Below are 24,978 nucleotides of genomic sequence, written 5' to 3' on the forward strand. Positions count from 1 at the left end.
GACGCCGGATAGATGAAAGCAAGCCAAACACGCATCAAAAACAGTATTGCAGAAAAGGGGGTAACCATAGATGTGGGAGCGGGCTTGCTCGCGAAGGCTATCGGACAGTCACCACCACTGCGCGCGATGGGAACCCAGTTCGCTGGCCGCAAGAGCCCACTGCAACGGCGTCCCCGTAATCTTCAGTGGCACATGAAGTCGATGCGCCGGTCCCCAGGGCGTCTGCTCAACCAACAGCCCTTGATCGTTGTCATCCTCCGCCCGCAACGGCTCATCTGTTCCCGCACCGTTTTCAATCAGCAACTTCGCTGTACGCACCAATGACAACCGCGCCGATCCACTACGCCCCAACAATCGAATCGCACTGGCCGCCATCAAATACCCGGTGGCGTGATCGAGCGCTTGCAAGGGCAATGGCGTCGGCTTGTCCGCGCGCTTCCATTGCATACCGGCGTCGGCGATTCCGCTGCTCATTTGCACCAGGCTGTCGAAGCCGCGGCGGTTCTGCCACGGGCCGCTCCAACCGTAAGCATTGAGGCTGACGTCGATCAGGCCGGGCGCCAGTTTCTGGCGTTCGGCGACACCGTAACCGAGGCGTTCCAGTGCGTCGGCGCGGTAGCCGTGGAGCAGAATGTCAGCGTCCTTGAGCAGGCTTTCGAACACGGCGCGATCAGTCTTGTCGTGCAGGTCCAGGCGTGTGCAGCGTTTGCCCAGAGTGACTTCCGGCACCACGCCGGGTTCGTTCCAGGTCGGTGGGTCGATGCGCAAAACGTCGGCGCCGAGGCCTGCCAGGAAACGGCTGGCGATGGGGCCGGCGAGCACTCGGGTCAAATCCAGCACCTTGATCCCGGCCAGTGGTTGCGCCACCGAGCCTTGCCACGGTTTCGCGTTCTGACGGTTGTTTTCAGCAAATTGAATCAGCGGCTCGGCGTTCACCGCCTGACCTTGAGGGTGCGCCTGCCATTGTGCCCAGCTACGCATCTCGGCGGCGCAGCCACCGGCATCGACCACGGCCTGCTCCAGATCGCTTTTGGCCCATTGAGCAACCTTGCTTGCCATCGCTGCACGGTCGGCACAGGCACCAAGAACGGTTTCGGCAGCGGCGCGGTGATGGGGCGCGTTGGTGTGCAGGCGGATCCATCCGTCTTTGGTCGCGTAGTCACCGGCGACCGGATCCCACAGCGGCGGGACGCTCCAGCCGACCGGGCGGATTGACGTGGCGAACCAGAAAGAGGCCAGGCGCCGATCGACCTCAAGGCTGGGTAAGCGACCGGTTTGTTGCTGCAACCATTCGCTGACAGCCTGGCCGGCAGCGGCAATGCTGGCGCATGCCAGGTCGGTGACGGCAAACGCCGAGGGCAGGGCGCCGCTCGACGTGAACTTGACTTGGGTGTGAGGCAAGCCGAGTGCGGCTTGAATGGACGTGAGTAAATCAGTCATCGAAGGCCCTCCGGAACGAGAGCTCGAGCATAGATCAAATTAGATGACAGGCCGCATGAAACCTGTGGGAGCGGGCTTGCTCGCGAAAGCGGCTTTACATTCAACATTGATGTTGGCTGATGTACCGCTTTCGCGAGCAAGCCCGCTCCCACATTGTTCGGTGGCGCCTGTTTAAACCCGAAACTGATCCATCAATTTCATCTGGTGGGTGGTCAGCGAGTTGAGGTGGCTGCTGATCTGCGCCGATTCGGTGGCCTGGCCGGTCAGGGTTTCGGTGACGGTACGGATCGCCGAGACGTTGCGGTTGACCTCTTCAGCCACGGCGCTTTGCTGTTCGGCGGCGCTGGCGATTTGCAGGTTCATGTCGCTGATGACCGTCACCGCGTCGCTGATTTTGCTCAAGGCCTGCACGGCTTGCTGGATCTGCCCGGCGTTGCTGTGGGCCTGGGTCTGGCTCGAATGCATCGTGGCTACCACGCCGCGAGTACCAGTCTGGATGCGCTCGATGACGATGCGGATTTCTTCCACCGAATCTTGCGTACGTTTGGCCAGGTTGCGCACTTCATCGGCGACCACCGCAAACCCGCGACCGCTCTCGCCGGCACGGGCCGCTTCAATCGCCGCGTTGAGCGCCAGCAGGTTGGTTTGTTCGGCGATGCTGCGGATCACTTCCAGCACCGAACCGATCTGCTCGCTGTTGACCGCCAGTGCTTCGACTTCGGTCACTGCCTTACTGACTTCGTTGGCCAGTTGATTGATGTCGCGGGTGCTGCGTTCGATGATTGACATGCCGTCGCGGGCCGACTGGTCGGCACCCTTGGCCGCGTTCGCCGCGTTCGAGGCACTGTTGGCGACGTCGTGGGCGGTGGCGCTCATTTCGTTGGACGCGGTGGCGACCTGGTCGATTTCGCGGAACTGCACCTGCATGCCTTCGCTGGTCTGGCGGGCGATTTCCGAAGACTGGTCGGCCGTGCCGCGCGCATCAGTGATGCTTTGTTTGATCTGCGCGATGGTCGGTTGCAGCTTGTCGAGGAAGCGGTTGAACCAGCTCACCAGTTCGCCCAGTTCGTCTTTCTTGCTGTAGTGCAGACGCTGCGTCAGGTCGCCGTCGCCGCTGGCAATCGCCTTGAGCATCTCGGCCACGCTGTTGATCGGCCGGGTCACGCCGGACGCCGTGAGCCAGATCAACAACAGTCCGACCAGTCCGGCAATCACCGCCACCAACACGGCTTTGATCGTGCCGCTTTGCTGGGCGTCGTCGAGTACGGCTTGCAACTTCACCGAGTCGGCCAGCAACACTTGTTTCGGCAGGTCGATCACCACGCCCCAGGCCTTGGACTCGGCAATCGGACTGACCGGGTATACCGCACGGATCAGGTCGCCCTGTTCGAGAATTTTTGGCGTCCCACCGCTGAGCAATTGCAGGACGTCCTTGCCGTCTGCGCCCAGGGTGTCGCCGATGCTTTTGCCGACCTTGCTCGCGTCGACGCTGTAACCGGCGAGCACGCCGCTGCCGGAGACGATCAGCATGTGGCCGGCGCTGTTGAACAGATCGCGCTGGGAATCGACAGCCGCTGCTTGCAGGGCGTCGAGGGCAATGTCCACACCGACCACGCCGATGGATTTGCCATCGACCAACAGCGGTACGGAAATGGTGGTCATCAGCATTTCCTTGCCGGCGACGGTGTCGGCATACGGATCGAGCAGGCAGGTGCGCTTGCTGTCGCGAGGGCAGGTGTACCAGCTGTTATAGGGCGTGCCGCTGAGGCTCAAGGTGGTTTTGGTCATGTCATCTTCGACCATGATCGTGTTGATCCCGACACCGCCGGCACGGCTCCAGTAGCTGGCGAAACGACCGGCTTCGTTGGACTGGCGAGCCGCATCGTTGGCGAACTCGCTGTCCTTGCCGTCGAGGCCATTGGGCTCGAATGCCAGCCAGATGCCGAGCACTTTGCTGTTGCGCTCGAAGGCGGTTTTCAGGCTCTGGTTCAACTCTTCACGCAGGGCGCCGGCATCAAGGGAGCGCTTGGTCGCCATGTTGCGCATGTCCTTGATCTGATCGGCCAGGGCGGTCACCACCAGCAGGTTTTCGCCGAAGGTCTTCTGCACCCGCACTGCTTGCTCGGCGGCCTTGGCCTGGAGCAGGTTCTGCACGCTGGCAGTGAGCATCTTGCTGCTGGAAGCGCTGACCAGTTCATCGTTCTGATCGGTCTGGTAGATGTTCATGCCGACGATCAGGACGACAACGCCCAGCAGGCACAGACCGGACAGCAGGACGATTTTCAGGCGGATGGAGAGAGAGTCGAACATAGGACGAACTCGCGAATGGATGAGGTGTTGGCTGTGAGTCGGGATCGACCCGGTTCGCCAAGTCCATTCAGCGCCATTTAATGCACATCGGCGTGGGCAGAGGTTGCATGAACGCGAAGCCGACGAACGGTAACAGGTGAACGTTTGCGCAGGAAAATGCCCTGAAAAGGTCAGAAATTCAGGAAATTGTCGGCAACGATTCCGGCCGCGACCAGATCCACAGATTGCCCAGGCTCATGCCGGCAACCGCCAGATAGATCGGCCAGCCATGATCGAGCATTACCAGCATCAACCCGGCGCACAGCAGCATGCTGACGGTGGCGCTGACCTTGGCTCGACGGGCGATGATTTTGCCGTTGCGCCAGTTGCGCAGGATGGAACCGAACAGCCGATGGTTTTCCAGCCAGGCGCTCAGGCGCGGCGAACTTTTAGTCGCAGCCCAGGCGGCCAGCAGGATGAACTCGGTGGTCGGCAGGCCGGGTACGACGATGGCGATCAGGCCGATGCCCAGGCTGATGTAGGCCAGGAGACCGAAAAGGATTCGGGCGAGTTTTGAGGATGTTGAGTGAGGCATGCGCTTTCCTTGTGGGAGCGGGCTTGCTCGCGAAAGCGGTGTGACAGGCCACATTGATGCTGACTGACACACCGCTTTCGCGAGCAAGCCCGCTCCCACAGGTCCGTATTCTCAGGCGAGTTCGGGGGTGGAGGCGTAAGCCTGTTCCAGTAACACGGTGAAGCGGTTGAACGCGTCGATAGCGCCTTTATCCAACTCGGCTTCTTCTTGTGCGTTGAGTTCCAGCCCGTCGAGGGTTTTGACGAAACTTTTCCAGCCTTCAGCGCGGCCACCGGCCGGCTCACCGAGATGACGAGCGCCGAAGGTTTCACTTAATCCAAGACCCACGGCACGCTTGATCAAGAACGCCGCGCCAAGTTTCGAACCTTCCGACACGAAGAGCCAACCCAGCGCCTCGGCTTTGGTTGGATTCTTCACCGCACCGGCGACGGGTGCTGGAACTTCGGTTTCCAGATCAGCGAGGTCAGCCTTGGCCGCTTCAGCACGGCAGCGAGCTGGCAGGTCGGGGACGATGGCGGTCAATTCGGCATCGTTGTACAGCGACACCAGTTCCGACTGAAACACATACTGAGCCACCACGAAACGCGCGAAGTTGGCCTGGGTTTCGAACGGTGCGTGGGCTTTGACCAAGGCATCCAGCTTGGTATGAGGCTCGTTTGTGATCTGGTTCAAACGTTGCGAACGCAGAGCAGGGCGTTGAGCAGTGTCCTGAGTGGTCATGAGAAGTCCTTGAGAAAAAGAGGCGCTTGGTAACGAGACGAATAGGAAGGCGCCTGACAGTAAAAAAACCTCACTGCGCCACTTCTATAAAGCTGCGCAGTGAGGTGGCAGGGTCAGATATCCCAGACCAGATTGATCGCGAAGTTGCGACCCGGCTGGGTCAGGCGATCGAGGTTGGCCGGTTGAGTGACCGAGGCTTCGCCGACGCTGTCGTAACCGCGCACGTCATCCCACTGCCAGTACTTCTTGTCGGTCAGGTTGTACAAACCGGCGTTGACGGTTACGTCGTCGGTCACCTTGTAGAAGCCGGCCAGGTCGAGCACGCCATAGCCCGGGGTCTTGAACTGGGTGCTGGTGCCGTCCGGGGTTTTGAAGCTGGTGCTGTCGACGCGAGTCTTGCGCTTGACCAGTGTCCAGCTCAATAGGGCGCCGTAGTGGTCCTGGTCGTAACCCAGGCCGAACACGCCAGTCAGCGGGTTGATGCTGTTCAGCGGCTGGCCACTGTCATCGTTACGGCCATACAGGTAGGCCACCGAACCTTGGGTGTAGAGACCGGTCGGGGCGCCGAAGCTGTCCAGGTTCAGGCGACCCTTGAGTTCCACGCCTTTGATGGTGGCGTGCGCGATGTTGTTGCTCTGGAAGGTGGTCTCGGTGTAGCCGGGCGTGATGGCATTCTCGTCGATGAAGTCGCGGTATTTGTTGTAGAACACCGCCACATCGAAAGTGCCTGCCTCGAACTGGCCGCGCAGGCCGGTTTCATAGCTCTTGCTCTTTTCCGGTTCCAGGTCGGGATTCGGTGCGACCTGATAGCCGCCGGCCAGGTTTTCAAAGCGACCGTACAGCGCCTTGGCGGTCGGCGTACGGAAGCCTTCGGCGTACTGGCCATACCAGGTGTAGTGGTCGTTGAAGCTATAGGTGGTGCCGAATTTTGGCGACAGACGATGCCAGGTCTTCGTCTTGTCACTCACCACGCCGTTGCCGCTTTGGTCGGCGGTGACCAGGAATTCGTCGGTGATGTGCGGCTTGAGCTCGGTGTAGTCGTAGCGTGCGCCGGGCAGGAAAGTCCAGTTGCCCCAGCTGATCTGATCCTGGGCGAACAGGCTGTAGCTGTTGATGGTCGGATCCGGGAAGTCGCTGGCCGGTTTCAGTGTGTCGGCGGCGCTGGCGGCACCGATGACCCGGCAAGCGCCGGCCACGGTCAGGCAGCTGCCGCTACCGGTGCGCAGGCCGGTGACTTTGTCCTGTTTGATGGTCGTGCCGTAGGTGACACGGTGGTCGGTGTCGGCGATGGCAAACGACTTGTCAGCCTGGGCATCGAATACCCATTGGCGATCCTTGTAGGTAGTATCGCGGTTGCGCAGCACCGTGCGCGACGGCGCGTAGATTTCTTCGGTGCTCTGGTCGGTCTTGGCGATCTGGTAATTCAGCGTCCACTTGATGTTGTCAGCCAGGACGCTGTCCAGGCCGAAGCTGTGTTCCAGACCGAAGCGTTCGCGGGTGACGGTGTCGTTGCCGGTACGGGATTTATAGAAGCCGAAACCGCGTCCTGCGTTGAACGGGCCGCCCACTGCGCTCAGTTGGTTGGTGTCGCGGTCATCCTTGTAGTGCTCGTAAGTCAGGCCGAAGCGCGCATCGTCGGCGTAGTCCCAGCCCAGTTTGGCCAGCACGTTGGTGGTGCGCACGTCCTCGGGGTTGGCCTCGGTGCGGTTCAGGCCGGTGCCGCCGGTTTCGCCGTAGGACTCTGTTTCATGACCATTGCGCTGACTCAAGTGCAACAGGCCGTCGAAGTCGCCGGTGCGACCGGCCACGGTACCGGAGGTCAACCAGCTGTCGTCGGCCGAGCTGTAGCCGGTTTTCAGGCGTGCGCCGACATCCTTGCCCGGTTTGATGATGTCGTCCGGGTCCAGCGTGTAGTAGCTGACCGCGCCGCCGATGGCGTTGCTGCCGTAAAGCACGGATGCCGGGCCGCGCAAAATCTCGACGCGCTTGACGATCTCTGGGTCGACGTAGTTGCGGTTGGTCTGCGCGTAAGGGCCGTTGAAGAAACTGTCGGGCACCTGCACACCGTCGATCTGGGTCAGTACGCGGTCGCCGTCGATGCCGCGGATGTTGTAGCCCGTGAGACCGGCACGTTGACCGGCGCCGCCCACCGAAACACCGGGCTCGTAGCGCGCCAGATCCTTGATGTTATTGACGTTGTTGCGGTCCAGTTCTTCGCGGGTGTGGACGGTGACGGTGCTTGGCACGCTGTTCACGTCCTGTTCCTGGCGGGTGGCGCTGATGGTCACCTGGTCCAGGTTGAGCGCGTTGCTGTTGCTGCGTTTCTCCAGCACGATGTTGTGGGTGCCCAGTTTGCGATAGCTCAGGTTGGTCCCCACCAACAGGCGATCGAGTGCTTTCTCTGGCGGCAGCGAACCCCGTACGCCCGGCGAGGCCACGCCTTCAGCCAGTTCTGCCGGCAAGCCGACCTGCCAACCCGTCACGGCGGTAAAGGCATTGAGTGCCGAGACCAGCGACTGCTGAGGGATGGCGAACGCGTAATCACCCATGTTGCGGGTCGGTTGCTCGGCAGCGGTGGCGGCGCAGAGCTGCGCGCTGCCGGCCATCAGGATGGCGGCGGTCAGCAGCGACAGCACGCGAGAAGGTGAAGAAGGTTGGCGGGTAAGGCGAGAGGACATCGATAGCGCTCCGTGTCGCACGAATCTTTATAGGTGCTGATCCGAATCAGTAGATGCGAATCAATTGCATTGGCTATAACGAGACGTACGGGGTTTGGCTATCGAGTAAAAATAATTCTCATTTAGTTCAAAATCACCAGCGCCGGGAATTCCTGGAGTCGCGCCGAAGTGATGTGAGCCAGCGAACGGACCACGTCCAACGGCTGGTCGAGGCGGTAGTTGCCGGTGACGGCGATGTCGGCCAACTGCTCGTTGTTGTTGATGATCCAGCCGGGGTAGTAACGACGCAGCTCTGCCAGCACCTGGCTCAGCGGGCAGTTTTCGAACACCAGTCGACCCTGGACCCACGCCAGGTCGGTGGCGGCATCGAGTTTGGCGGGGCGATCGAAACCGTTGGGGCCGATGCGGACGCTTTCTCCGGCGGACAATCGAATTCGCGCGTCATCGCGGGTCGCTCGCAAGTCGACATCCCCACGCTGCACCCGAACCTGTGCCACACCGTCCAGATAACGCACCGCAAACGCGGTGTCCCGCACGCTGGCGGTGACCGGCCCGGCGTCGATTTCCAGCGGCTGGCCGCGATTGGCCGCGACCTCGAAAAACGCCTCGCCCTGATATAAACGGGCCACGCGCTGTTGATCGTTGATGGTGCTGGAGAACGCCGAATTGGTATTGAGCAGGACTTTCGAGCCGTCCTCCAGTTGCAGACGCTGGCGTTCACCGACCACGGTCAGGTGATCAGCCTGCAGGCGAATCGGCAGATTACTGAAGCTGAACAAACCGAGGATCAGCACGGCGGCGGTGGTCAAGGGTTTCCAGTGCGGGCGCAGGCGTGACAGGACGGTCACTTTCGGCGGCCGGGCGGCCAGGCTTTGCGCGCATTGCACGACCTGCGCGCCCTCCCAGATCGCCTGAGCCTTGGCGAACGCCTCGGCATGCAACGGATCGGCGGCGAGCCAGTCGTGAAACTGTCGGGTTTGTTCCTCGCTCGGACTGTCCAGCACGATCAGCCAGTCCAGGGCCTGGTCCATCGCGCTTGCGGGGTCCCGCGCCGGGGAGGGCGGAAGGGAGCGGTGGGTGTCCGTCACGGTGTTTCCTCGGCAGTGTCTTGGCACCGCTGTTTTTTTAGTGAAGCTTGAAAGTGGGGCAGGGTAGCAAAGCCCGATAGTCAGTGCAGTTCATCCTCACGCATAGAGAATAAACCTACAGATTCAGTCGCCGTTTAACCGTTCGGCCACGCCGATGCAGATCGCCATGATCAATTTCAGCTCCTTTTGCACCGTGCTCAATGACACGCCAAGCTTCTCGGCGATCTCCAGATAGCTGTGCCCGTGCAGACGGCTGAGGATGAAAATCTGCTGCTGACGGGCGCTGAGTTCATTGAGGCTCACGTTCAAGCGCTCAAGCAATTGTTCGGCATGGGCGGCGTCCTCGGCACTGCTGGCTGGGGCGGCGATGCTTTCCACCACGTCCAGCGGCACGTCGTCGAGCATCGTGCGCGACTGAATGCGCCGCGCACGCAAATGGTCCAGCGCCAGGTTGCGGGCGGTCTGGAAAACGAAGGGTTCAAGGTGATCGATGGCCCGCTCACTGAGCGCCCGGGTCACTCGCAGGTAGGTCTCCTGCAAGAGGTCTTCGGCGGTGCTGTGATTGTTGACCATCCGCTCCAATGTGCGCAGCAGAGAGACTCGCTGGGCGATGAAGACGTGATTGAAGCGAGATTGACTCACGGGAGAACCTGATCCATTTCTAGCGAATGATAATGCTTATCATCCGCTCGAGTGGTCAAGTATTGATTTGTGAAGCTGATTTGCGAAGGGCTAGGCGCGGCCCAGCAGATAGGTCGCGTAATCGGGGATCCGATGTTCGTGCGCCTGCTCCATCATCGGGCTGCTCAGCAGGTAGTCGGCGCTGCATTCGTTGCAGGCCACCGGAATGTTCCAGACCGCCGCGACGCGCAACAACGCCTTGATGTCCGGGTCGTGCGGCTGTGGTTCGAACGGGTCCCAGAAGAACACCAGCATGTCGACCCGCTGCTCGGCGATTCGCGCACCGAGTTGCTGGTCGCCGCCCAATGGGCCGCTGATCATGCTCTCCACAGGCAAATCCAGGCGTTGTTGCAACAACAACCCGGTGGTGCCGGTGGCGACCAGTTCATGCTGTGCGAGCCTGTCTTTCTGCCGCTCGGCCCAGTCCAGCAAAAACACTTTGCAGTGGTCATGGGCGACCAAGGCAATACGCTTGCGCGCTGCCATGGTCTTTTGCGTAAAGCTGATACCGATCATCGGTGCTGCTCCTGCTTTTTCAAGGCGGCTTATTCAGCGTTGCACAGCGCCAGGCAGTTATCGAGCATGCGGTTGGAGAAGCCCCATTCGTTGTCGTACCAGGCCAGCACCTTGAGCAGCTTGCCGCTGGACTTGGTGTGGTTGGCGTCAAAGATCGACGACAGCGGATTGTGGTTGAAGTCGCTGGAGACCAGCGGCAGGGTGTTGTAACCGAGAATCTTCGAGTGCTGGCTGGCTTCTTTCAGCAGCGCGTTCACTTCATCGGCCGACGCTTCGCGTTTGAGTTGCACGGTCAGGTCCACCAGTGACACGTTGATCACCGGCACGCGTACCGACATGCCGGTCAGTTTGCCCGCCAGTTCCGGCAGCACCAGACCGACCGCTTCAGCCGCGCCGGTTTTGCTCGGGATCATGTTCTGGGTGGCCGAACGCGCACGATACGGATCGACGTGATAGACGTCGGTCAGGTGCTGATCGTTGGTGTAGGCGTGAATAGTGGTCATCAGGCCGCTTTCGATTCCCAGCTCGCGGTGCAACACCTGGGCCACCGGGGCCAGGCAGTTGGTGGTGCACGAAGCATTGGAAATGATCTGGTGCGATTGGCGCAGAATGTCGTGGTTAACGCCATACACCACGGTAGCGTCGGCGCCTTTGGCGGGGGCCGAGATGATCACTTTGCGTGCGCCGGCCGTAATATGCGCGGCGGCTTTGGCGCGGTCGGTGAACAAACCGGTGCATTCGAATACGACGTCAATCTGCTCGGCAGCCCACGGCAGCTCGGCCGGGTTGCGAATGGCACTGACTGAAATACGGTCACCGTTGACGGTCAGGCTTTCCTGATCGTGTTGGACATCGGCATCGAACGTGCCGTGAACAGTGTCGTACTTGAGCAGATGAGCGTTCATCGCGCTGTCGCCCAGGTCATTGATGGCAACGATCTGCAGATCCTGGCGATACCCTTGGGTATACAGTGCGCGCAGGACGTTACGGCCAATTCGGCCAAAACCATTGATTGCGATTCGAAGAGTCATTTAACAGGGCCGCCGTCGTTTTGTTGTTGGAATTACAAGATTATTCGCATAAAAATAGAAAACAAGCCTTTTTAATGGCAATATTTTGTTCAATCTACAACGAGTGACCTGAATCAACTGGTCCGACCGATCAAGAAAACCGTCTGTCATCCCATCGACAACGGCTCTTGTTCAGCATAGACAATCAGGTCGCCACATCCGTTAGCCTGGAGTTCTAAACATGCATCCCCGCGTCCTTGAGGTCACCGAACGGCTTATCGCCCGCAGCCGCGCCACGCGTGAGGCTTACCTTGCACTGATTCGTGGTGCTGCCAGCGACGGTCCCATGCGCGGCAAGCTGCAATGCGCCAACTTCGCCCACGGCGTGGCCGGTTGCGGCACCGACGACAAGAACAGTCTGCGGATGATGAACTCCGCCAACATTGCGATTGTTTCGTCCTATAACGACATGCTCTCGGCACACCAGCCGTACGAAGTCTTTCCTGAACAGATCAAAAAGGCCCTGCGCGAAATCGGCTCCGTCGGCCAGTTCGCCGGCGGCACCCCGGCCATGTGCGATGGCGTGACCCAAGGCGAGCCGGGCATGGAACTGAGCCTGCCGAGCCGCGAAGTGATTGCGCTGTCCACCGCCGTGGCGCTGTCCCACAACATGTTCGACGGCGCGCTGATGCTCGGCATCTGCGACAAGATCGTGCCGGGCCTGATGATGGGCGCGTTGCGTTTCGGTCATCTGCCGACGATCTTCGTACCGGGCGGGCCGATGGTCTCGGGCATTTCCAACAAGCAGAAAGCCGACGTGCGCCAGCGCTACGCCGAAGGCAAAGCCAGTCGCGAAGAGCTGCTGGAATCGGAGATGAAGTCCTACCACAGCCCGGGCACTTGCACCTTTTACGGCACCGCCAACACCAACCAGTTGCTGATGGAAGTCATGGGCCTGCACTTGCCGGGCGCCTCGTTCGTCAACCCGAACACCCCATTGCGTGATGCCCTGACCCGCGAAGCCGCGCATCAGGTCACGCGTCTGACCAAACAGAGTGGCGACTTCATGCCGATCGGCGAAATCGTCGACGAACGTTCGCTGGTCAACTCCATCGTGGCCCTGCACGCCACCGGCGGCTCGACCAACCACACCTTGCACATGCCGGCGATCGCCATGGCGGCGGGCATTCAACTGACCTGGCAAGACATGGCCGACCTCTCCGAGGTGGTGCCGACCCTGAGCCACGTTTACCCGAACGGCAAAGCCGACATCAACCACTTCCAGGCCGCGGGCGGCATGTCGTTCCTGATTCGCGAACTGCTGGAAGCCGGTTTGCTGCACGAAAACGTCAACACGGTGCTGGGCCACGGCCTGAGCCGCTACACCATGGAACCGTTCCTCGAAAACGGCGAACTGGTCTGGCGCGAAGGCCCGATCGAAAGCCTCGACGAAACCATCCTGCGTCCAGTCGCGCGCGCGTTCTCGCCAGAGGGCGGCTTGCGGGTGATGGAAGGCAACCTCGGCCGCGGTGTGATGAAAGTGTCCGCCGTCGCGTTGGAAAACCAGGTCGTCGAAGCACCGGCCATGGTGTTCCAGGATCAGCAGGATTTGGCCGATGCGTTCAAGGCCGGTTTGCTGGAGAAGGATTTTGTTGCCGTGATGCGCTTCCAGGGTCCGCGCTCCAACGGCATGCCGGAGCTGCACAAGATGACGCCGTTCCTCGGCGTGCTGCAGGATCGCGGCTTCAAAGTCGCGCTGGTCACCGACGGGCGCATGTCCGGTGCTTCGGGGAAAATTCCGGCGGCCATTCACGTCAGCCCCGAAGCGTATGTGGGCGGCGCTTTGGCGCGGGTGCAAGAGGGCGATATCATCCGCGTCGATGGCGTCAAAGGCACCCTGGAGCTTAAGGTGGACGCCGAAGAATTCGCAGCGCGCGAGCCTGCCAAGGGCCTGTTGGGCAATAACATCGGCAGCGGTCGCGAACTGTTTGGTTTCATGCGCATGGCCTTCAGCTCGGCGGAGCAGGGCGCCAGCGCCTTTACTTCTGCCCTGGAGACGCTTAATTGAAACTGGCTTTGGTCGGTGACATCGGTGGGACCAACGCACGTTTCGCGTTGTGGAAAAACCAGCAACTGGAATCGATCCAGGTGCTGGCAACGGCCGACCACGCCAGCCCGGAGGAGGCGATTGCCCTCTACCTGAGCGGGCTTGGCCTGGCGCCGGGTTCGATCGGTTCGGTGTGCCTGTCGGTGGCCGGCCCCGTCAGCGGCGATGAATTCAAGTTCACCAATAATCACTGGCGACTCAGCCGCAAGGGGTTTTGCAAGACCTTGCAGGTGGATCAATTGTTGCTGGTCAACGACTTCTCGGCGATGGCGCTGGGCATGACCCGTTTGCAGCCGGACGAGTTCCGGGTGGTCTGCGAAGGCACGCCGGAACCGTTGCGGCCGGCGGTGGTGATCGGTCCGGGGACTGGCCTCGGTGTTGGCACGTTGCTGGATCTGGGCGAAGGTCGTTTCGCCGCGTTGCCGGGGGAGGGCGGTCACGTCGATTTGCCGCTGAGCAGTCCGCGGGAAACTCAGTTGTGGCAGCACATCTTCAATGAGATCGGCCATGTCAGCGCTGAAACGGCATTGAGCGGCAGCGGCTTGCCGCGGGTCTATCGGGCAATTTGTGCGGTGGACGGTCATGAACCGGTGCTGGATTCCCCTGAGTCGATTACCGCGGCCGGACTGGCCGGCGACCCGATTGCCCTGGAAGTGCTCGAGCAGTTCTGCTGCTGGCTGGGTCGTGTGGCCGGCAACAATGTGCTGACCACGGGTGGACGGGGTGGCGTGTACATCGTGGGCGGGGTGATTCCGCGGTTCGCCGATTTCTTCATCGAAAGTGGCTTTGCCCGGTGCTTTGCCGACAAGGGCTGCATGAGCGATTACTTCAAAGGCATCCCGGTGTGGCTGGTGACGGCGCCGTATTCTGGCCTGGTTGGCGCAGGAGTTGCGCTCGAGCAGGCTTGAAGTGCGATCAAATGTGGGAGCGGCGGTGCGACGATTCGACTTGCTCGAAAAAGCGGTATGTCAGTCAACGATGATGTTGGATGTGATGGCCCCTTCGCGAGCAAGTCGAATCGTCGCACCGCCGCTCCCACAGTAGTTCGCGGTGTTTGTTGGTTCCGCGCTTAAGGCATAATCCGCCCAATTCAAACAACAAGGACGCCGCCCCGTGAGCTCAGTCAACAAGTCGATTTTGTTGGTCGATGACGATCAAGAGATACGCGAGTTGCTGGACACCTACCTGACCCGCGCCGGTTTCCAGGTTCGTACCACGCCCGACGGCGCAGGTTTTCGCCAGGCGATGAACGAGGCCCCGAGCGATCTGGTGATCCTCGACGTGATGCTGCCGGACGAAGACGGCTTCAGCCTCTGCCGCTGGATCCGCCAGCACCCGCGTCAGGCGCAGGTGCCAATCATCATGCTCACCGCCAGCTCCGACGAGGCCGACCGCGTCATCGGTCTGGAATTGGGCGCCGACGACTACCTCGGCAAACCGTTCAGCCCGCGTGAATTACAGGCGCGCATCAAAGCCCTGTTGCGTCGCGCGCAGTTCGGGCAGGAGCGTTCCGGCAGTGAAGTGTTGGCCTTCGATGACTGGCGGCTGGACATGGTCAGCCATCGGCTGTTCCACATCGATGGCGAAGAAGTGATTCTCTCCGGCGCCGATTTCGCTCTGCTGAAACTGTTCCTCGATCACCCTCAGGAAATTCTCGATCGCGACACCATCGGCAACGCCACCCGTGGTCGTGATTTGATGCCGCTGGATCGCATCGTCGACATGGCCGTCAGCCGTTTGCGCCAGCGCCTGCGCGACACCGAAAAACCACCGCGGCTGATCCGTACCGTGCGCGGCAGCGGCTACCAACTGGCCGCCAATGTGGTTGCCAGCAATGGCCACTGAGTTTTTCCGCAAGCTCGCCGCACGGATTCCCGTGCCGCGTTCGCTGCTCGGGCGGATGTTGTTGCTGACGCTGTTGGCGGTGCTGTTCGCCCAGACGCTGTCGAGCGTGATCTGGGTCTCGCAACTGCGCGCCACCCAACTGGAAGGCCTGGTCACCAGCGCCCGTAGTCTCGCTCATTCGATGACCGCCAGCGTCAGTTACTTCCGCTCGCTGCCGGTAGCGTTTCGGCCATTGGTACTCGACCAGTTGCGCAGCATGGGCGGCACCCGTTTTGTGGTGACGCTCAACGACAAACCCTTGGGCATGGAAGTGCTGCCGATCACCCCGCGCAAGGAAGCGGTGCTCAAAGCGGTGGACGAAGTGCTGCGCCAGTCCTTGGGCCAGGACACGGATATCTCGGTGACTTTTGTTAGCCCCGAAGACCTGCGGATCTTCAATAGCGGCCTGAAACTCGATGAATTGCCGCGCTCCTGGGCGCATTACGCGCTGACCCTGGAGCCGGTGAACCCGCCGGTATTGGTCACGCAAATCCAGATGGCACCGGGCGAGTGGCTGTACATCGCCTCACTGTTGCCCGAGCCCTACACCAGTCTTGAAGAACAAGGCCTGCCGGCGCAGCAAGTCTGGTTCATCGTCCTCACCAGCGGCTTCTTGCTGTTGTTCATTGGTCTTCTGGTGCACTGGCAGAGCCGGCCGCTCAAGCGTTTGGCGCGGGCGGCACGGGACATGTCCCTCGGCGCGGAAGTCGAACCCGTGGCCGAGGGCGGCGGCAGTGAAGTGGTCGAGGTCGGCCGCGCCTTCAATGCGATGCGCGAACGCATCAGCCGTTACCTGACCGAGCGCAGCCAGTTGTTCAGCGCGATTTCCCATGACTTGCGCACGCCGATTACCCGCTTGCGGTTGCGCGTTGAATTGCTCGAAGACGAAACGCTGCAAGCCAAGTTCGGGCGTGATCTGGATGAGCTGGAGCTGCTGGTCAAAGGCGCGCTGCAATGCGTGAAAGACACCGACATCCACGAAAACATCGAACCGGTGGACCTCAACCACGTGCTTGATTGTCTGGTTGAACCGTATCTGGCGCCCAACGGCAATGGTCGCGTTACTCAGCAAGGGCGTGCTCTGGCGGCGTATCCGGGGAAGCCGCTGGCGCTCAAGCGTTGTATCGGCAACCTGATCGACAATGCCTTGAAGTATGGGCAGAAAGCGCATTTGCACATAGATGACGACCAGAGTGCGTTCATCCTGCATGTGGACGATGAGGGGCCAGGCGTGCCGGAACAGCGGATGGAGCAGGTGTTCGAGCCGCACTTCCGCCTGGCCGGGCAGCAGCAGGGTTATGGATTGGGGTTGGGGATTGCGCGAAATATTGCGCATAGCCATGGCGGCGAAGTCAGCCTACAAAACCTGCGTGAAGGCGGGTTAAGGGTGACGTTGCACTTGCCTCGTAGTGTTGATTAGTTAGAACGCGTCGCGCCCATCGCGAGCAGGCTCGCTCCCACATTGGATTTGTGTACGACGCAGAACCACTGTGGGAGCGAGCCTGCTCGCGAAGACGTCAGACCATTCAACACATTCCTCTAGGCGAATGTCACAAGGCGGTGACATAACTCGCCCCCTTCGTTACAAGCCCACCACCGCCCGTTGTTTAGACTGCCCCCAGTCATAACAACAAAAAAGGCACCCCATGGACACCTTCCAACCCGCGTTCAGCAGTTGGCTGAACGCACGCGCCCATCAGCAATGGCTCGCCGCCGAAGGCCTGCGCCTGCTGGCGTTTGCCAAGGCTTCAAAGCTTCCCGAAGGCTTCGGCAATCTCGATGAAAAGGGCTGCCTCCCGGCCAACGCCCACGCCGAAACCATGAACACCGCGCGCATGACCCACAGCTTCGCCATGGCCCATATTCAGGGCTTGCCGGGTTTCGCCGAGCTGGTGGATCACGGCATCAAAGCCCTCAGCGGCCCATTGCGTGACGCCGAACACGGTGGCTGGTTCGCTGCCCCCGAGCATCGCGACGGCAACACCGATAAAGCCGCTTACCTGCACGCCTTCGTTGCCTTGGCCGCCAGTTCTGCGGTCGTCGCTCAGCGTCCCGGCGCACAGGCCTTGCTCGACGATGCCATCGACATCATCGACACACATTTCTGGAGCGACGAGGAGGGCGCGATGCGCGAATCCTTCAACCGCGACTGGAGCGTAAAGGAAGCCTATCGCGGCGCCAACAGCAACATGCACGCCACCGAAGCCTTTCTCGCGTTGGCCGATGTCACCGACGATAACCGCTGGCTGTGCCGCGCCCAGCGCATCGTCGAGCGCGTCATCCACGGTCACGCCGCTGCCAACGATTACCTGGTGGTCGAGCATTTCGACCGCGACTGGCAGCCGCTTCGCGACTACAACCACGACAACCCGGCCGATGGTTTTCGCCCCTACGGCACCACGCCGGGCCACGGTTTCGAATGGGCCCGGTTGATGCTGCATCTCGAAGCGGCGCGGGTTAAGGCCGGGATGCTCACGCCGGGTTGGCTCGCCACCGACGCGCAAAAACTCTTCGACCACAACTGCCGACACGGCTGGGATGTCGACGGGGCGCCGGGGATTGTCTACACCCTCGACTGGGACAATCGCGCCGTGGTTCGCCATCGCCTGCACTGGACCCATTGCGAAGCCAGCGCTGCCGCCAGTGCGCTGCTTAAACGCACAGGCGATGCGCAATACGAACGCTGGTACCGACTATTTTGGGAATTTTGCGACAGCCATTTCATCGACCGCGAAAGTGGTGGCTGGCATCACGAACTCGATCCGCAGAACCGCCCGAGCGCCGATATCTGGGCGGGTAAACCTGATCTTTATCACGCTTGGCAAGCCGTATTGATCCCGCGATTGCCTCTGGCGCCAAGCATGGCGACTGCCCTGGCACAGTTATCCCAGAGCGCTCCTGTGTAACCATGTGGTGACATTCGAACGTCCCTTCGTTACCTGCGAAGGGATCACTCCTGTTTAGAATCCTATGCAGCGCAAGCACCAGACTTGCATGCATAACAACAAGAAAGGTACTACTAGATGAATGCGATTTCTCGCCTCGCTACTGTCATTTCTCTCGCCTCACTGCTTCCCCTGTCTGCATTCCCGCTGAGTACGCTTGCTGCCGATTCCAAAGGTTCGGTGGAAGTCGTTCACTGGTGGACGTCCGGTGGCGAAAAAGCTGCTGTTGATGTTCTTAAGGCCCAAGTCGAAAAAGACGGTTTCATCTGGAAGGACGGCGCAGTCGCCGGTGGCGGCGGCGCTACGGCCATGACCGTACTCAAAAGCCGCGCCGTTGCCGGTAACCCGCCGGGCGTAGCGCAGATCAAAGGCCCGGACATCCAGGAATGGGCGTCTACCGGTCTGCTCGACACCGACGTCTTGAAAGACGCCGCCAAAACAGAGAAGTGGGACAGCCTGCTCGACAAGAAAGTCTCCGATACGGTGAAGTACGAGGGTGACTACGTGGCTGTGCCGGTGAACATTCACCGCGTCAACTGGCTGTGGATCAACCCGGAAGTCTTCAAGAAAGCCGGCATCGAAAAAGCGCCAACCACCCTTCAGGAATTCTACGCGGCCGGTGACAAGCTCAAGGCTGCGGGCTTCATTGCGCTTGCCCACGGCGGCCAGCCTTGGCAGGACAGCACCGTGTTCGAAGCGGTGGTCCTTTCGGTCATGGGCGTCGACGGCTACAAGAAAGCCCTGGTCGACCTGGACAACGCTGCACTGACCGGTCCTGAGATGGTCAAGGCGCTGACCGAGCTGAAGAAAGTCGCGACCTACATGGACGCCGACGGCAAAGGCCAGGACTGGAACCTGGAAGCCGCCAAGGTCATCAACGGCAAGGCCGGCATGCAGATCATGGGTGACTGGGCCAAGAGCGAGTGGACAGCGGCCAAGAAAGTCGCCGGCAAGGACTACGAGTGCGTAGCCTTCCCGGGCACCGACAAGGCCTTCACCTACAACATCGACTCCCTGGCCGTGTTCAAGCAGAAAGACAAGGGCACTGCTGCCGCACAGCAGGACATTGCCAAGATCGTGCTGGGTGAAAACTTCCAGAAAGTCTTCAGCATCAACAAGGGCTCGATCCCGGTTCGAATCGACATGCTGAACGACATGGGCAAGTACGGTTTCGACTCTTGCGCCCAGACCGCTGCCAAGGACTTCCTGGCAGACGCCAAGTCCGGCGGCCTGCAGCCGAGTATGGCGCACAACATGGCGACCACGCTGGCGGTACAAGGTGCGTTCTTTGATGTCGTAACCAACTTCATCAACGATCCGAAAGCCGATCCTGCCGTTGCCGCCAAGCAGCTCGGCACGGCCATCAAAGCTGCCAAGTAATGCTTGGCCCCTGTAGGAGTGAGCCTGCTCGCGATAGCTGATGGTCAGACTCTGGATGTATCAACTGATACATCGCTATCGCGAGCAGGCTCACTCCTACAAGGGGTGCATTTCCAAAGTAATTTTTCCTCACGTACGGGATCTTCCCATGAGTTCTGTTGCTGTGTTCAGCAAGGCCTCACCGTTCGATGCACTGCAGCGCTGGCTCCCCAAACTGGTGCTGGCGCCCAGCATGTTCATCGTCCTGGTCGGCTTCTATGGCTATATCCTGTGGACGTTCGTCTTGTCGTTCACCACGTCGACCTTCCTGCCGACCTACAAATGGGCGGGCCTGGCGCAATACGAGCGGCTATTCGACAACGACCGTTGGTGGGTAGCGAGCAAGAACCTGGCGGTTTTCGGCGGCATGTTCATCGGTATCACCCTGGTGATCGGTGTGCTGCTGGCGGTGTTTCTTGATCAGCGCATTCGTCGCGAAGGTTTCATTCGCACCATTTACCTGTACCCGATGGCGCTCTCGATGATCGTCACCGGTACCGCCTGGAAGTGGCTGCTCAACCCGGGCATGGGCCTGGACAAATTGTTGCGTGACTGGGGCTGGGAAGGCTTTCGCCTGGACTGGCTGATTGACCCGGACCGCGTGGTGTACTGCCTGGTGATCGCTGCGGTATGGCAAGCCTCGGGCTTTATCATGGCGATGTTCCTCGCCGGCCTGCGTGGCGTTGATCAATCGATCATCCGTGCCGCCCAGATCGATGGCGCAAGCATGCCGCGGATTTACCTGAAAGTGGTGTTGCCCAGCCTGCGTCCGGTGTTCTTCAGTGCGGTCATGATCCTGGCCCACATCGCGATCAAGAGTTTCGACCTGGTGGCAGCAATGACCGCCGGTGGCCCGGGTTACTCCTCCGACTTGCCTGCGATGTTCATGTATTCCTTCACCTTCAGTCGCGGCCAGATGGGCATGGGCTCGGCCAGTGCGATTCTGATGCTCGGTGCGATTCTCGCAATCATCGTGCCTTACCTGTACTCCGAGCTGAGGACCAAGCGTCATGACTAGTTTCGCTGCCAAACCTTCCATCAGCCTGAGTCGCATCGCGATCTACGGCGTGCTGATCCTTGCCGTATTCCTTTACCTGATACCGCTGGTGGTCATGCTGTTGACCAGTTTCAAGACGCCGGAAGACATCAACTCCGGCAACCTGCTGAGCTGGCCGACCGTGGTCAGCGGCATTGGCTGGGTCAAGGCCTGGACCACGGTTGACGGGTACTTCTGGAATTCGATCAAGATCACCGTCCCGGCGGTTTTGATCTCCACCGCCATCGGTGCACTGAACGGCTATGTGCTGTCGATGTGGCGCTTTCGCGGTTCGCAGTTGTTCTTCGGCCTGCTGCTGTTCGGTTGCTTCCTGCCGTTCCAGACCGTCCTGCTGCCGGCCTCGTTCACCCTCGGCAAGATGGGTCTGGCGAGCACCACCACGGGCCTGGTGTTCGTGCACGTGGTCTACGGCCTGGCGTTCACCACGCTGTTCTTCCGTAACTACTACGTCAGCGTTCCCGATGCGCTGGTGAAGGCGGCGCGGCTCGATGGCGCGGGTTTCTTCACCATCTTCCGCTTGATCATCCTGCCGATGTCCACCCCGATCATCATGGTCTGCCTGATCTGGCAGTTCACCCAGATCTGGAACGACTTCCTGTTCGGCGTGGTGTTCTCCAGCGGTGACTCGCAACCCATTACGGTGGCGTTGAACAACTTGGTCAACACCAGTACCGGGGCCAAGGAATACAACGTTGATATGGCGGCGGCGATGATCGCCGGGCTGCCGACCCTGCTGGTCTATGTGGTCGCAGGCAAGTATTTCGTGCGCGGGCTGACGGCCGGCGCAGTCAAGGGGTAATTATGGCTACGCTCGAACTTCGCAATGTAAACAAGACCTATGGCCCCGGCCTGCCGGACACCCTCAAGAACATCGAACTGTCGATCAAGGACGGTGAGTTCCTGATCCTGGTCGGACCTTCGGGTTGCGGAAAATCGACCCTGATGAATTGCATTGCCGGTCTGGAGACCATCACCGGTGGCGCGATCATGATCGGTGACCAGGACGTCAGCGGCATGAGCCCGAAAGACCGGGACATCGCCATGGTGTTCCAGTCCTACGCGCTGTACCCGACCATGAGCGTGCGCGAGAACATCGCCTTTGGCTTGAAGATCCGCAAAATGCCCGCCGCCGACATTGAAGCGGAAGTGGCGCGGGTGTCCAAGCTGCTGCAGATCGAACACTTGCTCAACCGCAAACCCGGCCAGCTCTCCGGTGGCCAGCAACAGCGCGTGGCGATGGGCCGTGCCCTGGCGCGGCGGCCGAAGATTTACCTGTTCGACGAACCGCTGTCCAACCTCGACGCCAAGCTGCGCGTCGAGATGCGCACCGAAATGAAACTGATGCACCAGCGCCTGAAAACCACCACGGTCTACGTGACCCACGACCAGATCGAAGCCATGACCCTGGGCGACAAAGTGGCGGTGATGAAGGACGGGATCATTCAGCAATTCGGTACGCCGAAAGACATCTACAACAACCCGGCCAACCTGTTCGTGGCGAGCTTCATCGGTTCGCCGCCGATGAACTTCATCCCCCTGCGTTTGCAACGCAAGGACGGTCGTCTGGTGGCGCTGCTCGACAGCGGTCAGGCGCGCTGCGAATTGCCGTTGGGCATGCAGGACGCCGGTCTTGAAGACCGCGAAGTGATCCTCGGCATGCGCCCTGAGCAGATCGTTTTGGCGGGCAGCGAGCCGAATGGTTTGCCGATCATTCGCGCCGAAGTCCAGGTCACCGAGCCGACCGGTCCCGACACCCTGGTGTTCGTCAATCTCAACGAAACCAAAGTCTGCTGCCGTCTGGCGCCGGACGTTGCACCGGCCGTGGGCGAGACCCTGACCCTGCAATTCGATCCATCGAAAGTGCTGTTGTTCGATGCCAAGACCGGGGAGCGCCTGGGGGTGGCCGGTCAGCCAAAAACCGAGACTCACAGTGCCAATGTGGCGCAGTTCAAAGGCCGCTGAAGATCAAAAATGTGGGAGCAAGCTTGCTCCCACAGGGGATGTCACCGCGTTAAATAAAAACAGTTAATAACAATAAAACGAGGATGTAGGGATGAAGAAGAAGAACAACGCTCAGCTTATCTGCCAGTTGTCAGCCATTGCGGCAATGATGTTGGCCGGTAGCGTGCACGCGGCTGACGCGTTCAGCGCCGATTCCGAATGGATGACCGGTGATTGGGGTGGCGAGCGGACCAAGCTGATCGAGCAGGGTATCGACATCAAGATGGACTACGTCGGTGAAGTGGGTGGCAACCTCCACGGCGGGTTTAATGATGACAAGACCGCGCGTTACGCCGACCAGTTTGGCCTGGGCGTGGCGCTGGACCTGCAAAAGCTGTGGGGCTGGGATAACACCCAGGCCAAGATCCAGTTCACCAACCGTAATGGTCAGAACATCTCCAATGACCGTGTCGGCGACCCGCGTGCCGGCACCTTGAGTTCGTCCCAGGAAGTCTACGGTCGTGGCCATATGGTCCGTCTGACCCAATTGTGGATCAAGCACCAGTTCCTCGACGGCAAACTGGACGTCAAGGCCGGTTACTTCGGCGAAGGCGAAGACTTCAACACCTTCCCGTGCGAGTTCCAGAACCTGGCATTCTGCGGTTCCCAAGCGGGCAACTGGGCGACCAACATCTGGTACAACTGGCCGGTCATGCAGGCTGCGGTCCGCGTGAAGTACAACATCTCTCCTGAGTTCTATGCGCAGATCGGCGCGTACAACCAGAACCCGTCGCAACTGGAGCACGGTAACGGCTTCAAGCTGAGCGGCAGTGGTACCGCAGGTACCGTGCTGCCAGTCGAACTGGTCTGGTCGCCGAACCCTAATAACCTGCCGGGCGAATACCGTGTCGGTTACTACAAAAGCACGGCCAATGCCGATGACGTCCGCAAAGATGAAAACGGCAATGATGCAGCAACCAGCCGTAACGCCTATCGCAGCCACGATAGCAAACACGGTTACTGGTTCGTGGCGCAGCAACAGCTGACCGACCATAACGGTGACAAGAGCCGCGGTCTGACCGTTTCGGCCAACGCCACGTTCCACGACAAGGACACCAACTTCGTCGACAACTACCAGTCGCTGATGTTTGTGTACAAAGGCCCGTTCGATGCACGTCCAAAAGATGACGTCGGTATCGGTTTCGCCCGTATCCATGTCAACGATGACGTGAAGAAAAACGCCGAGCTGGTCAACGCCGCCAATGGTGTCACCGAATACGAGGATCCGCTGTTCTCGCCACTGCGTACCACCGAGTACAACTACGAGATCAACTACGGCTTCCACGTTACCAACTGGCTGACCGTGCGTCCTAACCTGCAATACATCACTCACCCGGGTGGTGTTGATGAAGTCGACAACGCGCTGGTCGCCGGCCTGAAAATTCAGTCGGTGTTCTAACGTTGTTGCGATAAGCTCCTCTCCATGTGCGCATTTTTGCGGACAGCCTTGGCTGTCCGCTTTTTTTTGGGGGCTGCGCACCCCGGGTGATTTTCAGGACCGTGGCACATGCATGAGCATCCGCTACAACGCTTCTTCAAATCCTTGCGCGAACGTCCGGTGTTTGCGTGGGAGCGCTATCAGAAGCGCGACGTGCTGGTGATCGACCATCCGCTGTGTCAGGCGGTGTTCAGTCGGCAGGGTGCGCAGTTGCTGCACTTCCAGCCAAAGGGGCAGAAACCCTGGCTCTGGTGCGCGGCGAAGTGGCCGCAGGTCGGCGCGATTCGTGGTGGCGTTCCGGTGTGCTGGCCGTGGTATGGCCGTCATCCGAGTGAAAACGCCTGGCCTTCCCATGGCTGGGCACGGCTGATCGACTGGAAACTGCTGGACAGCAGCGCTGATGACGATGGCGTGCGTCTGCATTGGCAACTTCAGTTGTGCGACTGGCAAGTGGACCTGCACGCGCACTTGGGCGAGCGCATGGATTTGCGCCTGAGTACCGAGCATCAGGACAGCCTGCCGTGCCAATTGAGTCAGGCGTTGCATGCGTATTGGCGTATTGGTGACGTCGGTGAGGTAGCGCTGTCTGGCCTCGACGGGGCGCAGGGTTACGACCAGTTGAACCGTCAGATTTGTCATCAGGAAGGTGAGTTGCGGGTGGAGGGTGGCTGTCAGCGGGTGTTCCAGCACGACGGCGAATTACAGCTCAAGGACCACGCCTGGCAGCGCGAGTTGTGCATCGATACCGGTGACCATGCGGACACGGTGGTTTGGCATCCGGGCTCACGGCCGTTGCTGGGGGTGAGCTGGAACGAGATTTCGGAGTTTGTGTGTGTGGAAGCCGCGAGCGGCGGGACCGATAGCCTGAGTCTGGCACCGGGGGAGAGGGCACATTTGAGTTTGCAGGCGCGGGTTGGGGTTTAGCTCAAGATTTGCGGTGTTGCAGCTGGCCCTTTCGCGAGCAAGCCCGCTCCCACATTTAACCCAGTTCCTCCAGAAAGAATGCGGTCGAATAATGAAATGGCTACCCCCGCTGCCCTCTGTGATCGCCCACTAAGCTTTCACAGGGGGCTCACCGGAGACCGTTGCCATGAACAAAGTAGCTATTGC

The 24,978-nt window shown here is 60.3% G+C and carries 20 protein-coding genes and 1 pseudogene; 11 read left to right on the forward strand and 10 right to left on the reverse strand.

Translation table 11 applies throughout. From position 1 onward, the window contains the following. Window positions 1-108: 108 nt before the first annotated feature. From ASC74_RS25120 to gap, 10 genes and pseudogenes are all read right to left on the reverse strand, one after another. Window positions 109-1,440: a CoA transferase gene (locus ASC74_RS25120; protein ID WP_056744958.1), complete on the reverse strand. Its 1,332-nt coding sequence runs from the start codon at window positions 1,438-1,440 to the stop codon at window positions 109-111. A gap of 171 nt (window positions 1,441-1,611) precedes the next feature. Further along, window positions 1,612-2,367 (reverse strand): methyl-accepting chemotaxis protein, encoded by a 756-nt coding sequence (locus tag ASC74_RS32765; RefSeq protein WP_442965802.1) that lies wholly within the window; start codon window positions 2,365-2,367, stop codon window positions 1,612-1,614. A 102-nt stretch (window positions 2,368-2,469) separates the two neighbouring features. After that, window positions 2,470-3,750 (reverse strand): annotated as a pseudogene (locus ASC74_RS32770) (PDC sensor domain-containing protein); the annotation flags it as partial. A gap of 178 nt (window positions 3,751-3,928) precedes the next feature. After that, window positions 3,929-4,324 carry a YbaN family protein gene (locus tag ASC74_RS25130; protein WP_056744962.1) on the reverse strand — a complete coding sequence of 132 codons (396 nt, stop codon included), beginning with the start codon at window positions 4,322-4,324 and terminating at the stop codon, window positions 3,929-3,931. Between the two features lie 111 nt (window positions 4,325-4,435). Beyond that, on the reverse strand, window positions 4,436-5,044 hold the full coding sequence (locus ASC74_RS25135; protein ID WP_056744964.1) for a biliverdin-producing heme oxygenase: 609 nt from the start codon (window positions 5,042-5,044) through the stop codon (window positions 4,436-4,438). Between the two features lie 113 nt (window positions 5,045-5,157). After that, window positions 5,158-7,722, reverse strand: a complete 2,565-nt coding sequence (locus tag ASC74_RS25140; RefSeq protein WP_056744966.1) for a TonB-dependent receptor — start codon at window positions 7,720-7,722, stop codon at window positions 5,158-5,160. A gap of 122 nt (window positions 7,723-7,844) precedes the next feature. Further along, entirely contained in the window at window positions 7,845-8,810 is a 966-nt protein-coding gene (locus ASC74_RS25145; RefSeq protein ID WP_056744967.1) for a FecR family protein, read from the reverse strand. 123 nt (window positions 8,811-8,933) lie between these two features. After that, window positions 8,934-9,452 carry an RNA polymerase sigma factor gene (locus tag ASC74_RS25150; RefSeq protein WP_056744969.1) on the reverse strand — a complete coding sequence of 173 codons (519 nt, stop codon included), beginning with the start codon at window positions 9,450-9,452 and terminating at the stop codon, window positions 8,934-8,936. A 90-nt stretch (window positions 9,453-9,542) separates the two neighbouring features. Beyond that, window positions 9,543-10,007 carry a methylglyoxal synthase gene (locus tag ASC74_RS25155; RefSeq protein WP_008155845.1) on the reverse strand — a complete coding sequence of 155 codons (465 nt, stop codon included), beginning with the start codon at window positions 10,005-10,007 and terminating at the stop codon, window positions 9,543-9,545. 29 nt (window positions 10,008-10,036) lie between these two features. Next, window positions 10,037-11,038, reverse strand: a complete 1,002-nt coding sequence (gap, locus tag ASC74_RS25160; RefSeq protein WP_056744970.1) for a type I glyceraldehyde-3-phosphate dehydrogenase — start codon at window positions 11,036-11,038, stop codon at window positions 10,037-10,039. A 220-nt stretch (window positions 11,039-11,258) separates the two neighbouring features. Between gap and edd the strand changes: the two genes are divergently transcribed. The 11 genes from edd to ASC74_RS25215 all read left to right on the forward strand — a co-directional run bounded on the left by edd (window position 11,259) and on the right by ASC74_RS25215 (window position 24,792). Next, the gene (gene edd / locus ASC74_RS25165; protein WP_008155848.1) at window positions 11,259-13,085 is read left to right on the forward strand and encodes a phosphogluconate dehydratase; all 1,827 of its coding nucleotides are present in this window, start codon (window positions 11,259-11,261) and stop codon (window positions 13,083-13,085) included. Continuing rightward, window positions 13,082-14,032: a glucokinase gene (locus ASC74_RS25170; protein WP_056744972.1), complete on the forward strand. Its 951-nt coding sequence runs from the start codon at window positions 13,082-13,084 to the stop codon at window positions 14,030-14,032. Before edd ends, ASC74_RS25170 begins: the two co-directional genes overlap by 4 nt. A 205-nt stretch (window positions 14,033-14,237) precedes the next feature. Then, complete coding sequence (locus ASC74_RS25175; RefSeq protein ID WP_008155851.1) at window positions 14,238-14,969, forward strand: response regulator; 732 nt, start codon at window positions 14,238-14,240, stop codon at window positions 14,967-14,969. Beyond that, the gene (locus ASC74_RS25180) at window positions 14,959-16,428 is read left to right on the forward strand and encodes an ATP-binding protein (RefSeq protein WP_056744974.1); all 1,470 of its coding nucleotides are present in this window, start codon (window positions 14,959-14,961) and stop codon (window positions 16,426-16,428) included. The genes ASC74_RS25175 and ASC74_RS25180 overlap by 11 nt, the downstream gene beginning before the upstream one ends. A 226-nt stretch (window positions 16,429-16,654) precedes the next feature. Then, window positions 16,655-17,914: a D-mannose isomerase gene (locus ASC74_RS25185; protein ID WP_056744976.1), complete on the forward strand. Its 1,260-nt coding sequence runs from the start codon at window positions 16,655-16,657 to the stop codon at window positions 17,912-17,914. A 117-nt stretch (window positions 17,915-18,031) separates the two neighbouring features. Then, window positions 18,032-19,333, forward strand: a complete 1,302-nt coding sequence (locus ASC74_RS25190; RefSeq protein ID WP_056744979.1) for an ABC transporter substrate-binding protein — start codon at window positions 18,032-18,034, stop codon at window positions 19,331-19,333. Window positions 19,334-19,481: 148 nt separating this feature from the next. Next, window positions 19,482-20,390 (forward strand): carbohydrate ABC transporter permease, encoded by a 909-nt coding sequence (locus ASC74_RS25195; RefSeq protein WP_046056150.1) that lies wholly within the window; start codon window positions 19,482-19,484, stop codon window positions 20,388-20,390. Next, window positions 20,383-21,228: a carbohydrate ABC transporter permease gene (locus tag ASC74_RS25200; RefSeq protein ID WP_056744981.1), complete on the forward strand. Its 846-nt coding sequence runs from the start codon at window positions 20,383-20,385 to the stop codon at window positions 21,226-21,228. Before ASC74_RS25195 ends, ASC74_RS25200 begins: the two co-directional genes overlap by 8 nt. A 2-nt stretch (window positions 21,229-21,230) precedes the next feature. Then, on the forward strand, window positions 21,231-22,391 hold the full coding sequence (locus ASC74_RS25205; protein WP_056744982.1) for an ABC transporter ATP-binding protein: 1,161 nt from the start codon (window positions 21,231-21,233) through the stop codon (window positions 22,389-22,391). Window positions 22,392-22,482: 91 nt separating this feature from the next. Continuing rightward, complete coding sequence (locus tag ASC74_RS25210) at window positions 22,483-23,829, forward strand: carbohydrate porin (protein ID WP_056744984.1); 1,347 nt, start codon at window positions 22,483-22,485, stop codon at window positions 23,827-23,829. Window positions 23,830-23,937: 108 nt separating this feature from the next. Continuing rightward, complete coding sequence (locus ASC74_RS25215) at window positions 23,938-24,792, forward strand: D-hexose-6-phosphate mutarotase (protein WP_056744986.1); 855 nt, start codon at window positions 23,938-23,940, stop codon at window positions 24,790-24,792. The last annotated feature ends 186 nt before the right edge of the window (window positions 24,793-24,978 follow it).

The organism is Pseudomonas sp. Root329 (assembly GCF_001424925.1).
Taxonomy (GTDB): Bacteria; Pseudomonadota; Gammaproteobacteria; order Pseudomonadales; family Pseudomonadaceae; genus Aquipseudomonas; species Aquipseudomonas arabinosi.